This window comes from Desulfosporosinus sp. SYSU MS00001 (genome assembly GCF_049943955.1).
In the GTDB taxonomy this organism is placed as follows: domain Bacteria; phylum Bacillota; class Desulfitobacteriia; order Desulfitobacteriales; family Desulfitobacteriaceae; genus Desulfosporosinus.
The window spans coordinates 33,877-47,426 of record NZ_JBNFTW010000013.1 but is presented as its reverse complement, the minus strand read 5'-3'; the positions used below and the strand labels follow the sequence as shown (position 1 = coordinate 47,426).

Here is a 13,550-nt window from a genome sequence, read left to right as displayed (position 1 = left end):
TAAAGTATTTAAACTCATAAAAAAATTAATATAACTAGTTTGACGATCCAGCATCAGTCGCCTTAGTATTTCCTTTCGCCACGCTGTCTACTATGCGATCAAGGATTCCGTTGACAAACTTCGCGGACTCTTCCCCTCCAAAGCGTTTAGCTAATTCTATGGCTTCATTAAGACTCACCCTGCCAGGTATATCAGATCGAAAAAGGATCTCACAGGTAGCTAGACGTATGACATTGCGGTCAACATTGGCCATCCTCCCAATTGCCCATCCTTGAGCAAAGGAAGCAATGGTTTTATCAATTTCCTCTAAATGAGCAATTGTATCATCGACAAGTTCTTGGGCAAACGTTTTACTAATCTCCGGTACTTTGAATTCTTCCGCCCAACGCTCAACTTCTGCTGTAGTTTTCAGAGTTTCTTTTGTCAGGTCTTTTTGAAACAGCACCTGTAATGCCGTTTCACGAGCTAATCTACGGCTCAAGGATTATTCCTCCTACTACTTGTTTATTGTTTTTTCCAGCCAAGTCATAATATCCTGATGATCATCTTGGCGTTTACCTATTATAAATCCCAGAATAACAAAAAATATGAGTATCATTGTACGCCAAAAACCAAGAGTGACCATTAATAGTCCCAACGCAAAACCACTAACAGTTCCAATAAATTTACCGGGATGATGTTCTAAGGCCCACATGACAAACCCAGAGATTTTCTCTCCTATGCCTTGCCAAAAATTACTCATCGAACACGTGCCGTGCGCGCTTTTTCTAAGCGCCGCACCAGCACTTTCACCTCTGTTACACTGATTCCGGTATATAGTTCGACATCCTCTTTTACTTTTTCTTTCAGTTCTTTAGACAGCTGAGGTATTAAAACTCCTTGCTCATATTGGCATGCTACAGTAATTTGAAGACCTGCTTCACGCTCTCTGAACTTTGATTGAACCTCTATAACACCAGTGAGAGCTTTTGCACTGCGGGCAATAATCTCTTCAAGGGCTTCCTGGGAAATTCGAACCTCTCCTCCACTTGAAGGAGTTCGGAAGGTACGATTAGAGTTATCTTGCGGCCTAAGAAGCAGGAGCAATCCCCCTATAAGTAAGAAAGCGGCTGCCGCTAAGCTCTCCCAGGGATTCCATTTAAGCCAATGGAGTCCCTGAAGCAATAACATATAAGGGAGTCCCCACCCAGTGGCCATGGCAACTATCCAAAATGCCCCCAGAACCATGAGAACTCCCAAAATAAAGCCTAACAAGTGTCGTCCTCCTTTCAGAAACCCCCCCTGGAATTCCAGGGGGGGCCTTTTCTACTTCAGACGGAAGTCTTCTTCTTTGCTTTCCGATACCGGTTTAAAGTTAACCCCTTGTACATGTACATTTGCTTCCACAACCCTAAGTCCTGTCATACTTTCAATGGCATCCTTAACGGCCTCTTGAACCTTATAAGCAACTTCCGGAATCGATACTCCATACTCCACAACAATAAAGAGATCTACGGCAACCTCGTGTTCGCCAACCTCGACTTTAACCCCTTTGGATAAATTTTTATTTCGTCCTAACATTTGCGCAAGATCCCCTACAAAACCTCCGCTCATACCAACGACACCCTCAACCTCAGAAGCTGCTAAGCCAGCAATGACCTCCACAACTTCATCAGCGATACGGATGGACCCCAGGGAGTTCTCCGTTTCAAGACTTTCCACTATCTACACCTCCCACCATAGATCAATATTCATATAAGTTTAAATCCGAGTTAGAGTTAACCCAAGACCGCGATAAGATCAGCTAAAACATAAAACCCAAGTATCCGCTAATCGTTGCTATTATAACAAATCAAGGGCATTCTGGCAAAGATTATGTTTGAATCTTTGAAAATGCCCTCAATTAAAAATCATCTTTACTTGTAAAATCTATTAACCTATTCTCCAAGAATACGGCGCTGAATAAAATTCGTATAAACCTCGCCGCGCCGATAAAAGGCGTTCTCTAAAACTTTTAAATGAAATGGTATGGTGGTATGAATTCCTTCAATTACAAATTCCTCAAGGGCACGTTTCATCCTCTGAATAGCTTCCTGTCTGGTAGCCCCCCAAACAATCAGCTTTCCAACCATAGAATCGTAGTAAGGGGAGACTGCATAACCTTGATAAGCAGCGCTGTCTACCCGAACTCCCGGCCCTCCGGGAGCATGATACAGTTTCAGAGTACCTGGTGATGGCATGAAATTTTTGTCTGGATTCTCAGCATTAATTCGGCACTCAATGGCCCAGCCGCGAATTTCAATATCCGCCTGAGTAAAGCCTAATGGTTCTCCTGCTGCTAAACGGATTTGTTCTTTCACCAAATCAAGGCCTGTTACAAGTTCTGTGACCGGGTGCTCAACCTGGATCCTGGTGTTCATTTCGATAAAATAAAAATTACCATGACGATCCAGCAAAAATTCAATGGTCCCGGCATTGGAGTAATTTGCCGATTTGGCAGCTTTCACAGCAACCGCACCCATTTTAGCCCTTAATTCAGGAGTTATGGCGCTGGACGGTGATTCTTCCAAGAGCTTCTGGTGACGGCGCTGCAGAGAGCAATCTCTTTCTCCCAGATGTACAACTTCACCATATTTATCCCCCAGGATTTGAATTTCAATATGTCTGGGTTCTTCAACATATTTTTCCAGATAAACATCAGAGTTGCCAAAAGCCGCTTGAGCCTCAGTCTGGGCAGCTTGAATTGCTTTACTCAGCTCCTTAACGTTCTGAGCAACTCGCATTCCTTTACCCCCGCCTCCTGCTGAGGCTTTTATTAAAACCGGATATCCAATACTTTCGGCAACAGTTTCGGCCATTCGCAGGTCTTTAATAATGTCTTTTGACCCCGGAACAACCGGTACTCCTGAATCAATCATAGTTTTTCGGGCTATAGCCTTATCGCCCATCATCTCTATGGCTTGCGAGGATGGTCCAATAAAGGTTATTCCGCAAGACTCACAAATCTCGGCAAAACGAGCGTTTTCAGACAAAAAACCATAACCGGGATGAATCGCATCAACACCGGTTAATTCAGCCGCACTGATGATATTAGGAATATTCAAATAGCTCTTAGAGCTTGCAACCGGTCCCACGCACACCGCCTCATCTGCGGCCTTCACGTGTAAAGCTTCCCGATCTCCTTCAGAAAACACAGCGACCGTTTCAATATCCAGTTCATGACAGGCCCTAATGACACGAAGGGCAATTTCTCCTCGATTTGCAACCAGGATTTTTTTAAACATACCTTTACTCCTTATTTCTCAATGATAAACAGTGGTTGACCATATTCTACCGGTTGCCCGTTCTCGACAAGAATTTCAAGTAACTTTCCTTCTACTTCCGATTCGATTTCATTCATCAATTTCATAGCTTCAATAATACAAACGGGCTGACCGATGCTGATTTGCTGTCCTACTTCAACAAAAGGGGCTGCATCCGGTGCTGAAGCATGATAAAACGTTCCCACCATGGGAGCGGTTATGGTTTCTGTATTTTCCTGCTTCGCTATATTCGAAGAAACAAGAGGTGCTTCGTTGCTTGCCTCAACCTGGACATTGGGACTCACCGCAGCACTTGTTTTAACCTCCTGCCGGACAGGTGCAGCAACCGGGACACAAGATTGCGGGTTTCCTCCCTTGCGAATCGCTATTTTTACCCCATCACTTTCCAGATTTAACTCACTTATCTCCGTCTCGTCGATTATCTTAATTAATTCTTTAATTTCTTTTAAGTTCATTTTTAAATCCTCCTTAGATAATCCCGTCTTCCATAGTTCACTCGATGCCTTTGTTTCCTTAGATACATTGGTTCCGGTTTGAATTTCCCTGTTAGGAAGAATGCCCTTTTTTTTATCTTCAAAAAACTTCTTGGCAATTTGAGGAAACATTGCAAAACTCATAACATCCTCCGGGGAATCGGCTAACCCTAAACTATCCCGTTTGGCTTTTTCCATCCCCGGTTCTAAACTATCTGCAGGACGCACAGTCATAGGTTCCTCGTCACCAATAATTTTTTTCTGAATGTCAAGATTCATTGGAGCCGGCGGACGGCCATATTGGCCACGAACATAAGCCTTTACCTCACCAGGGACTAATTTATATCTTGCCCCGCTCAGAACATTTAATACAGCCTGAGTTCCAACAATTTGACTTGTAGGGGTAACCAGAGGCGGAAAGCCTAACTCTGCCCGAACCTTAGGAATTTCCTCCAATACGTCATGAATACGGTCAAGGGCCCTTTGCTCTTCCAATTGAGAGACCAAATTCGAGATCATTCCGCCAGGAACTTGATGTTCAAAAACCCGCATATCTGTAATTCGTGTGATCCCACGTTCAAAACCACGGCTTTTACGCAAAGCTTCGAAGTACTTCGAAATATGGAACAAATGTCTAAGATTTAAACCGCTGTCGTAGTCTGAATCTTGAAAAGCCCGAACTACTGTTTCCACAGGTGGCTGGCTTGCTCCAAAAGCTAAAGGGACACTCGCCGTATCGATGACATCAACGCCGGCTTCTGCAGCCTTTAAATAAGCTCCGACAGCCATTCCACCAATATAATGGCTGTGTAGATGAACCATAATTCCTAGCTTCTTTTTAAGAAGGGAAACTAACTCGTAAGCTTTAAAGGGCGTCAAAAGTCCAGCCATATCCTTTATACAGATGGAATCTGCGCCCAGTTCCGCAAGGGCTGTGGCAGTTTCCAGATAATGATCAATGGTGTGTACAGGACTCATGGTATAAACAACAGATGCTTGAACATGAGCACCTGCCTTTTTAGCCGCTTCCATGGGAACAACCATATTTCTTACATCATTAAGTGCATCAAAAATCCGAATAATATCGATGCCGTTTTTAACGCTGAGAGAGACAAACTCTCGTACCACATCATCGGGATAGTGTTGATAACCTACCAGGGACTGCCCCCTAAGCAACATTTGTAAGGGAGTCTTACGAACGCGACGTTTGATCTCCCGCAGGCGTTCCCAAGGATCTTCACCTAGAAATCGCAGACAAACGTCAAAGGTTGCTCCTCCCCATACTTCCAAAGAAAAATACCCTGCCTCGTCCAGTTCTTCTAAAATCGGCAGCATATCCTCTGTACGCATACGAGTAGCCCATAGGCTTTGATGAGCATCCCTTAGTGTCGTATCTGTAATTTTAATCGGTTTCACTGCCGTTGCCCCTCTCTCTTTTATCCCAAGCGAATTACAATAATAGAAATTATTTATGAAGGGATAAATTTTTATTTATCTTGCTTAAGACGATACTTTACCTAAGTAAAACATATGTCTTATTATATGGGGCAGCGTTGCTATTTTCAACGCAGGGATGCAAAGTATATTGTATTTTACTTCACAACGGAAAAAATTCAGCTGCTTTATGTCAGCAGGATCCAGCATTAAAAAGCTGTCACACCAGTGCCAGCTTTTTAATCATTATACTTTTTTATTCAAGATACTTCTTCACAATTCGCAACAGTTCATCCGGACGAAAAGGTTTTGAAACAAAATCTGCCGCTCCCCGCTGCAAGGCATCAGATACCGTAGCTTCACTGGCAACAGCACTACAAATGATTACTCTGGCTGAGGGATCAATCTTTAATATTTCCTCAAGTGCAGCCAGACCGTCAAGCTCTGGCATGGTGATATCCAAGATCGTTAATATAGGTCTATAAGTTCTAAAGAGCTCAACAGCTTGTAAACCGTTTTCAGCTTCCAGGGTTTCGGGAAGACCTTTACGTGCTAGAATTTCGCTGATCATTAAGCGCATAAAGCTAGCATCATCCGCGATTAAGATTCTTTTCATTCGGAGTTTCTCTCCTTTAACCAGGACTTTAGCCCTAAGGACTTCAGCCCAATCTATAGTAGATTCGTGCTCAATGTTGATTTTCCTGCTCACGGCTTTGAATTTTTATTGAGGGATTATTCACTGTTTTGTTGATATCATAATCTTATCCAATCTTACATTTGTAACTCGCACAACAACCTCTTGGATAATACTGATTTCGTTAGGTGTTAAACCTGATGCATAAACAATCACTGTTACATTATCTGGGCAGACATCTGTCACAAGATCTTTAAATCCCTTGATTTTTAAAAGATTTTCAATTTCATCTTCTTTTTCGATTTTCGAACTAAGTGTCAGCCATTGTTCCTGGGCTTGAATCTTAGTTTTTTCCACCGTTGAATCCAGCAATTCTGAGATCATTGATTTCGTTTCCTGCCGAAACTGATCTCTCTTTAAACGATAATTTACAAAATAGTTTTCTCCGGTTCCGTCCGGCTGGATAGTCTCATATTGGATTTTAATTGAATTATCAACAAGTGGTGAAGAAGACTGGGGTGTTAGCTTCGCTGTATCTATATGCCGCGGGCTATTAAACCAAACCCATAACGCCCCAAGAATTATGACTAAACAGGCAGCCAATCCCAATACTCTCCATAATTGCAGAAAATTATTTATGATAATTAGAGGCTTGCTCAGCTTACTCTTCACATCATTCTCCCCCCATTGAAACCACAGTAATTTTGGCACTGGGAATACTCAAGAGAGTTTGAACTGCCGTATGAATCCCTTCCCTTACCTTGGGATCACGAGCCCCTTCGGCAATTACCAATACTCCGGCAACCTCAGGACGGTCTTCCATCATCATAACCGGCTGAGAGGAACCATTAGGCATAACTACCTGATTGTTCTCCGTAACCTGTGTTGTTTCTCGAGTTCCTCCTGTTTTATCCGTCTCTTTAGACGTATTCTTCGTAACATTTTGATTGCGGGCATATTCGGTCTTCAGTCCTGTTGCTAAACTCACGGATACCTGAACTTTGCCCACACCATCCATTAATGATAAATTAGCTTGAAGTTTGTTCTCTAATTCCTTTTCCAAAGCAGTGATTTTCGAACCCGAGGCTTCTATCGTCGAGCTTGTAGGCACGGCTTGCGTTTTGGGCAGAGGATTTTCCGGACCTTTGCCCAAATAGATAAAGGACATGCCTATAGCGATGAGTGCTACTAACCCCACTAAAGTTTTTTCCGAAGAAATAAATTTTGTCAGATTCACAAATTGCTGCCCCCTTCCAAAACATCATTTTAGGTTTCTTGAACATGAATTAGGTCTTTCGACAAGCTCATTAAAACCGAAATTTTATCTCGTACTTCTTCACATTGGGAAGATTGTGATTTGACATCAGGCTGTGATCCTATTTCTATGGGTTGAACGGGTTGTATTCCATCATTATCTAACGATATCGTTACATTAATGTCCGAAATCTTTGGCTGATCGGTCATGCCCCCTCCCCCCTCTGCAAATTTTATAGCCACGACTGCAGATTTAACCCCTTTTGTCCCAAGAGCTAATGCTTTTATCTGGTTTTCGAGAATTTGCCGGTATTGTCCCTGCACAGCATCCCGTCCGACATTCATATCCTGTCCTTCAGCAATTGTTGGCAGGTCTTGGGGGGCTGAAGGGCTCCAAGCAGGTACTCCCATTGCCAGCGGGGTATGTAAAAAGGTTGTTATAGGAGAAAGTACTGCTGAAATCACAAACAGCCCCATAACCATTTGCACAAATCCCCGCATGGATTTATTCGGCAAAAGCATTTCCAGGAAGGTTGCCATAAGCAGGATCAACGCTAAATTACGTACCAAATTTTGCAGCGTCTGCACCATATCTCCTCCTCAATGCAACATTACAGATAATGTTCCAGTCCCAATGACCACCGCAATTGTCATAAAAAACATAATTCCCACCGAAGCAACAGTTACCAAGATAAAGATTAAACTTTTGGACATATCCTGAAGGCTGTCTGCCAAGGCCTTTTCCCCAAGCGGTTCTATTAAAGCAGCAGAAATTCGAAACACAAGAATCATGGTTAAAAGCCGCAGCAGAGGGCCAAGGCAAATCACGATAATTGCCAGCAAAGCAACAATTCCTACTGCATTTTTTAACAACAACCCTGAAGTTATGACTAATTCTACGGCATCCTTAAAAAACTTCCCTACCACCGGAACAAGATCAGCCGAATATTTGGCTGTTCTGAAAGCGACACTATCGGCTACTCCTCCCGTGACTCCTTGGACAGTCATGATGCCGATAAATATTGTCAGGATCACTCCCAAGGAAACTTTTCCTACAAATTCAAAGAGTCCTGCCAGCTTACTGAGTTTGAACTCCTTGGAGATTTGATTAAAAAGCTTTAATACGGCAGCCAGAAAAAAGAGCGGCAAAATAACCGTTTTAATAATTGTTGCTAAGACAGTCAAACTTCCCAAGATAAGGGGTTTAAAGAGCGCTGCGCTGGTAAGATTCCCCATAGTAATTAATAACGTCATCATCACCGGGAACAAGGTTTGCATTAACCCTACCATTTGATCAATGACACCAGATGCAATAGTCAAGGCTTCACGAAAAGAGGTAAGCGCAATACTCAGAAGAACGAGGTACGTCATTACTTGAGCTGTTTTGCCAACATTTCCGCTAAAGGCAGTTTGGAGCTGATTTAAAATTCCTCCCAAAGCTGCAAGCACGAGCAGTTTTCCGATCAAGGGAACATTGGCCGATATTTGGCGAGCTAAAATTCCAAGAAGTAACTGGCCAAATTTCTCAGGTGATAAATTTAATGTCCCACTCTTCAAATCCTCAAACATTTGACTTAAGGAAAAACCGGTTCCACTTTGAGCATCACGATCCAGTTGGTCCAGAAAGCCTCGTAGTTGACTCAAATCAATCTGTTGGGTAAGTTCCAACTTAGGCGGCTGCTGTGAGGGAATTTCATCCGCTAATACGGGAGAAGTTGTCCCACTCAACATGACAATAAGGAAAAGAATCACTTTAATTATAGATACCCTCAAATGCATCACCTCACGGAACAAGTCTGACTAAGGATTCTGTTATGGCAACAATAATCGGTAACGCTAAAACAATAACCCCAACTTTGGCAGCAATCTCAATTTTTGTCGCCAAGGCCCCTTCTCCTGCATCTCGACAAATTTGGGCTCCAAACTCTGCCAAATAGGCCACCCCGACAATTTTTAAGACAATCATTAAGTAATAAGAACTTATATTGGCTTGATCCGCCAACGTTTGAAGCAGGTCAATAATGACTCTGACTTTGCTTAGAATCAAGATAAATATAGTGGCGCCGGCGAGAATAGAAAGTTGTAACGCTATTTCAGGACGGAACTGTTTTAAGACAACACTTATGATGGTGACAATAAGGGCTAGTCCCACGATTTGCCATATTTCCACATCTTGTCCCCCTAATATAGGTTAAAAACGCTTTTTACTAAGGTGAATAATTCTGCAATAGATTGTACCACTATATAGAGAACCACTATGACGCCGATAATTGTTACACCTTGAGCCATTTCCCCTCTTCCGGATTGATTTAAAACGGAAGCCAGAACCCCAACCAAAATCCCAATTCCGGCAACTGTAATAATTAAATTGAAGCTCATTCTTTCGACTCCTCTCTTGGTTATATTAAAATGAGCACTCCTGCAACTCCGCAGAGGAACCCTAAATAGGACCACATTTTAGCTTGCTTTTCTGACCATAGCCCTACTTGATCTTTCAGCATTGAAAGCTGGCGCAAGACAAGCTGCAATTGCTTCTGCTGTTCCTGACTGTCTGAACGTCCTAATCCTTTGCCAATATCGCGAATCACCCGCCAATCTTCTTCTTTTAGGCAAAACCGGGATCTTTGCAGAGAAGTTTCTTCATTCCAGGCTTTCCCTGCCGAATCTCCCCGCTCTAAGCGCAGCTGAAGGGCAGAGAAAAAATCTTGCCATGGCGGACTCGTTCGTTCCTTTAAGACACAAAACGCTTCAGGTAAAGGGGTTGACCCCCAAACAATTTCTGTCTCTAAAAGAGTAAGAGCGACTAAAAAACCTCTAAGTTCCTCCGGCCTGCGTCGAACCCGCTGAGCAAGCCATAGTCCCATAGATCCACAACCGGCAATAAGGGCAATACATCCGAACACTATCATTAAAGGTTCCTCCCCGTCTTAAGGTCATATACTCCTTCGATGGTACCCGGTCCGGTTTGTCTATTCAGCACAACCAATCGTTCAAACACTCCTTCCTCAAGTAATTGAGCTAAGGTTGGTCTTGTTTTAGCTTCTTCCAAAGAACTCGCATGAGCCGTACATAAAATTCGCACCCCTGTACGCAAGGCATCTTTTAAGGCTTCAACCTCATCGAGATTCCCCAGCTCATCCATAACGATAACTTGAGGAGCCATAGATCGAATCAGCATCGATAAGCCATATGCCTTTGGGCAGCCATCGAGCACATCCGTACGATACCCAAGATTGTATGAGGCTGCTCCCTGATTCATTCCGGCGAGCTCCCCCCGTTCATCGATAACTCCCACGTTCTTTCCCTCAAGTCCCAGCTGGGGGACCCCATTGCTTATTAACCGGATAAGGTCACGCAGAAGAGTTGTTTTTCCGGCCCGCGGCGGAGAAATTACCAAGGTGTGATAGATGAAGCCGTCCTTACGGCATAGTTTAGGCAAAATCCTCAGACCTTGTCCTTGAACATCACGGGCAAGGCGAATATTCAAAGAGGAAATATGCTTTAGCTTAAGTAGTTTACCTTTTTGCAAGATCGCCTCTCCTGTGACTCCAACCCGATTTCCTCCCGGAAGGGTTAAAAAACCTTGCCTCAAATCTTCTTCTACAGCATAAACAGAACTTTGAGTCATCTTCTCCAAAGCCGCTGTCAAATCAGGCATGGTAATACAATAGGCTTTGTCCGGTGATGTAGTTTGTCCTTCGCGGTTAAGAAACAGGTCTTTATCTGAGGTCCTGAGCATTAAGGGTTGACCAACTCGTAATCGTATTTCTTCAGCTTCCCGAAACTCAAAACCCTGAATTTTATGGAAAATCGAGCAAACTGTTTCGCCAAACCATCTCGCCATATCTTCCCAACCCGTTGACACCTGCTTAGACCGTGAAGACGACACGTTTTTTGCTTGGATGACAGATAACTGATAATGCAGCGACACGCTTTTGCCCCCCTTAATTGAAGGTATGTCCTCTCTGGCAATTTTAGAATGTTTTAAGAGGGAAAAAGTAGTTCTCTCTAAAAAAACGGGGGTGTTGTAAAACGAACTTGAGTCGTTCGTTTTACAACACCCCCGTTTTTCATGCTCCAAATAAAACTCTAAGCAATATTTAAATAGAAACCAGTACAGGCAAAATCATTGGGCGACGGTGAGTCTTCTCCCAAAAATAATTTCCGAGACTATCCCGAAGGGCGGCTTTTAACGTCACCCACTCTATTTGATCCTTTTCCAGCTGAACCGTTAACGCACTATTCCCTACTTTTTGAGCTCCGTCAATTAATTCTCCGGCATCTTTCATAAACGTAAACCCTCGGGAAATAATGTCCGGTCCGGATATGAGCGTATAGGGTTTTACTTTGGAAATAGCTGCCACGACAATAACGACACCATCCTGAGCGAGTTGTTGACGATCACGAAGTACAATCTGGCCAACATCTCCCACGCCCAAGCCATCGATATATACGCTTCCGGCTTGTACACTTGCTCCAAATTCCATCCGCTCTGCCGAAAGCTCAACTCTTGAACCGAGTTGGGTTAGGGCAATATCCTGATCATCATAGCCCATCATATGCCCTATTCTGCGCAGAGCTACTTGGTGCCGGATTTCTCCATGATGAGGTATCAAAAACCGAGGGCGAGCAAGACGAATAACTAACTTGAGCTCTTCCTGATTGGCATGCCCGGATACGTGGACCTGTCCCATCTCTTTGGTAACAACTTCGGCCCCTATTTGATAGAGGTGATTAATTGTTTTGCCAACGAGTTTCTCATTTCCGGGTATCGGCGTTGCAGCAATAATCACCATATCGCCGGCCTCGACTTTGATTTGACGATGGCTGCCCGTCGCCATTCGGGTCAAAGCTGCCAAAGGTTCTCCCTGGCTCCCTGTAGTAAGCACCAGTAAGCCTGTGCGAGGAATTTTATCTACTTCTGAACTTTCTATTAAGATCTCCTGAGCAGGCAGTTTTAGATATCCCATCTCAATGGCTGTCCGAACAACACTTTCCATGCTCCTGCCCACAACACAAACTTTGCGGCCAATATCAGCAGCAGCATCGATGGCTTGTTGGATTCGGTGCACGTTGGAGGCAAAGGAGGCCAGAATAATTTTTCCTTCTGCTCGTTCAAACCATTCCCGCAAGGTTTTTCCTACAACTCTTTCCGACATAGTAACCCCTGGACGCTCGGCATTGGTTGAATCACAGATCAGAGCCAGAATTCCTTCTTCTCCCCAGCCAGCTAGTTTCCCCAGCTCCATATTCTGCCCATCAATGGGTGTATAGTCGACTTTAAAATCGCCGGTATAGACTACTCTGCCGATAGGAGTAAGCAAGGAATACCCCACAGCATCCGGAATACTGTGGGTCACTCGAAAGGCTTCCACCTGAAAAGCCCCAGCCCGGATAAGTTCACCAGGTTCGATAGTGTGAACCAGCGATTCCGGATAAGGAGCGCGCTCTTGAAACTTCGCCATCACCAAGCCAATCGTTAACTTTGTTCCGTAAATCGGTATATTTAATTGTGGCAAAATAAAGGGCAGGCCCCCAATATGATCTTCATGGCCATGGGTGATAAAGAGCCCTTTTATCCGTTCACGGTTTTTTTCTAAATAGGAGATATCAGGGATGACAAGATCAATCCCTAACAACTCCTCGTCAGGGAACTTCACGCCTCCGTCAATGACAATAATTGAATCTTCATATTCAAGAACAATTAAGTTTTTCCCGATTTCCCCGGTTCCTCCAAGGGGAATTACACTAAGTTTTGAAGTCTTGTGAAACAAACAAAAACACCTCCTATAAAACTACTAAGTACTCTTAGTTTGTCCCATAGGAGGTGATTACATGTTTAATTTCGTTTAATTACGCCCTTTGAACATAGTTTCCTGTCCTGGTATCAATAATAAGCACGTCTCCTTCATTGACAAAGAAAGGAACTTGCACAATGGCACCCGTTTCCAAGGTCGCAGGTTTCGTTCCCCCGGTAGCCGTATCACCTTTCACTCCCGGTTCCGTAGCTGTCACTAGGAGTTGCACTGAGTTCGGCACATCAACACCGATAACCTCCGTATCAAAGAAAAGAACCCCTAAGTTCATATTTTCTTTGAGCCATTTCACGCCATCACCAATTTGTCCTTCTGTTAAAGAAACTTGCTCATAAGTCTCGTTATCCATTACCACGTAATGATCTCCATCTTTGTAAAGATACTGCATTTCGTGCCGCTCAACATGAGCCGTATTGACTTTTTCGCCGGCATTAAACTTACGTTCAACAACCCCGCCTGTTTTAACGTTTTTTAGTTTCGTGCGAACAAAGGCAGCCCCTTTACCCGGCTTAACATGTTGGAACTCAACCACCGAAAAAACGTCTCCATCAATTTCAATGGTGAGACCTGTCTTAAAGTCGTTCGAAGAAATCATAAATTAATCGTTCCCCCTATATATTCTTTTGTACCAACGAAA

At 43.6% G+C, this 13,550-nt stretch carries 17 protein-coding genes; all 17 read right to left on the bottom strand.

The window, feature by feature from the left end; translation table 11 throughout:
- Nucleotides 1-34: 34 nt before the first annotated feature.
- Nucleotides 35-481: a transcription antitermination factor NusB gene (gene nusB, locus ACPUYX_RS18765; protein WP_426381140.1), complete on the bottom strand. Its 447-nt coding sequence runs from the start codon at nucleotides 479-481 to the stop codon at nucleotides 35-37.
- 15 nt (nucleotides 482-496) lie between these two features.
- Nucleotides 497-742 carry a DUF2273 domain-containing protein gene (locus ACPUYX_RS18760; protein WP_426381139.1) on the bottom strand — a complete coding sequence of 82 codons (246 nt, stop codon included), beginning with the start codon at nucleotides 740-742 and terminating at the stop codon, nucleotides 497-499.
- Nucleotides 739-1,254 (bottom strand): alkaline shock response membrane anchor protein AmaP, encoded by a 516-nt coding sequence (amaP, locus tag ACPUYX_RS18755; protein WP_426381138.1) that lies wholly within the window; start codon nucleotides 1,252-1,254, stop codon nucleotides 739-741. Before amaP ends, ACPUYX_RS18760 begins: the two co-directional genes overlap by 4 nt.
- Before the next feature lie 51 nt (nucleotides 1,255-1,305).
- On the bottom strand, nucleotides 1,306-1,701 hold the full coding sequence (locus ACPUYX_RS18750; RefSeq protein ID WP_088226394.1) for an Asp23/Gls24 family envelope stress response protein: 396 nt from the start codon (nucleotides 1,699-1,701) through the stop codon (nucleotides 1,306-1,308).
- 215 nt (nucleotides 1,702-1,916) lie between these two features.
- On the bottom strand, nucleotides 1,917-3,263 hold the full coding sequence (gene accC / locus ACPUYX_RS18745; protein ID WP_426381137.1) for an acetyl-CoA carboxylase biotin carboxylase subunit: 1,347 nt from the start codon (nucleotides 3,261-3,263) through the stop codon (nucleotides 1,917-1,919).
- Between the two features lie 11 nt (nucleotides 3,264-3,274).
- Complete coding sequence (gene accB / locus ACPUYX_RS18740; protein ID WP_426381136.1) at nucleotides 3,275-5,191, bottom strand: acetyl-CoA carboxylase biotin carboxyl carrier protein; 1,917 nt, start codon at nucleotides 5,189-5,191, stop codon at nucleotides 3,275-3,277.
- A 274-nt stretch (nucleotides 5,192-5,465) separates the two neighbouring features.
- Nucleotides 5,466-5,825 (bottom strand): response regulator, encoded by a 360-nt coding sequence (locus tag ACPUYX_RS18735; protein ID WP_426381135.1) that lies wholly within the window; start codon nucleotides 5,823-5,825, stop codon nucleotides 5,466-5,468.
- Between the two features lie 120 nt (nucleotides 5,826-5,945).
- Complete coding sequence (locus tag ACPUYX_RS18730; protein WP_426381134.1) at nucleotides 5,946-6,515, bottom strand: SpoIIIAH-like family protein; 570 nt, start codon at nucleotides 6,513-6,515, stop codon at nucleotides 5,946-5,948.
- Nucleotide 6,516: 1 nt separating this feature from the next.
- Nucleotides 6,517-7,080: a stage III sporulation protein AH gene (locus tag ACPUYX_RS18725; RefSeq protein ID WP_426381133.1), complete on the bottom strand. Its 564-nt coding sequence runs from the start codon at nucleotides 7,078-7,080 to the stop codon at nucleotides 6,517-6,519.
- Nucleotides 7,081-7,109: 29 nt separating this feature from the next.
- Nucleotides 7,110-7,688 carry a stage III sporulation protein AF gene (locus ACPUYX_RS18720; RefSeq protein ID WP_426381132.1) on the bottom strand — a complete coding sequence of 193 codons (579 nt, stop codon included), beginning with the start codon at nucleotides 7,686-7,688 and terminating at the stop codon, nucleotides 7,110-7,112.
- A gap of 9 nt (nucleotides 7,689-7,697) precedes the next feature.
- The gene (gene spoIIIAE / locus ACPUYX_RS18715) at nucleotides 7,698-8,876 is read right to left on the bottom strand and encodes a stage III sporulation protein AE (protein ID WP_426381131.1); all 1,179 of its coding nucleotides are present in this window, start codon (nucleotides 8,874-8,876) and stop codon (nucleotides 7,698-7,700) included.
- Nucleotides 8,877-8,880: 4 nt separating this feature from the next.
- A complete protein-coding gene (gene spoIIIAD, locus ACPUYX_RS18710) occupies nucleotides 8,881-9,267 on the bottom strand; it encodes a stage III sporulation protein AD (RefSeq protein WP_426381130.1) in 387 nt (128 codons plus the stop codon).
- 11 nt (nucleotides 9,268-9,278) lie between these two features.
- Nucleotides 9,279-9,476, bottom strand: coding sequence for a stage III sporulation protein AC (gene spoIIIAC / locus ACPUYX_RS18705; RefSeq protein WP_047809561.1), 198 nt, complete (start codon nucleotides 9,474-9,476; stop codon nucleotides 9,279-9,281).
- 20 nt (nucleotides 9,477-9,496) lie between these two features.
- Entirely contained in the window at nucleotides 9,497-10,006 is a 510-nt protein-coding gene (locus ACPUYX_RS18700) for a stage III sporulation protein AB (RefSeq protein WP_426381129.1), read from the bottom strand.
- Nucleotides 10,006-11,028 (bottom strand): stage III sporulation protein AA, encoded by a 1,023-nt coding sequence (gene spoIIIAA / locus ACPUYX_RS18695; RefSeq protein ID WP_426381128.1) that lies wholly within the window; start codon nucleotides 11,026-11,028, stop codon nucleotides 10,006-10,008. The genes ACPUYX_RS18700 and spoIIIAA overlap by 1 nt, the downstream gene beginning before the upstream one ends.
- A 169-nt stretch (nucleotides 11,029-11,197) precedes the next feature.
- The gene (locus tag ACPUYX_RS18690; protein WP_426381127.1) at nucleotides 11,198-12,871 is read right to left on the bottom strand and encodes a ribonuclease J; all 1,674 of its coding nucleotides are present in this window, start codon (nucleotides 12,869-12,871) and stop codon (nucleotides 11,198-11,200) included.
- Nucleotides 12,872-12,950: 79 nt separating this feature from the next.
- Complete coding sequence (efp, locus tag ACPUYX_RS18685; RefSeq protein WP_047809565.1) at nucleotides 12,951-13,508, bottom strand: elongation factor P; 558 nt, start codon at nucleotides 13,506-13,508, stop codon at nucleotides 12,951-12,953.
- Nucleotides 13,509-13,550: the final 42 nt, after the last annotated feature.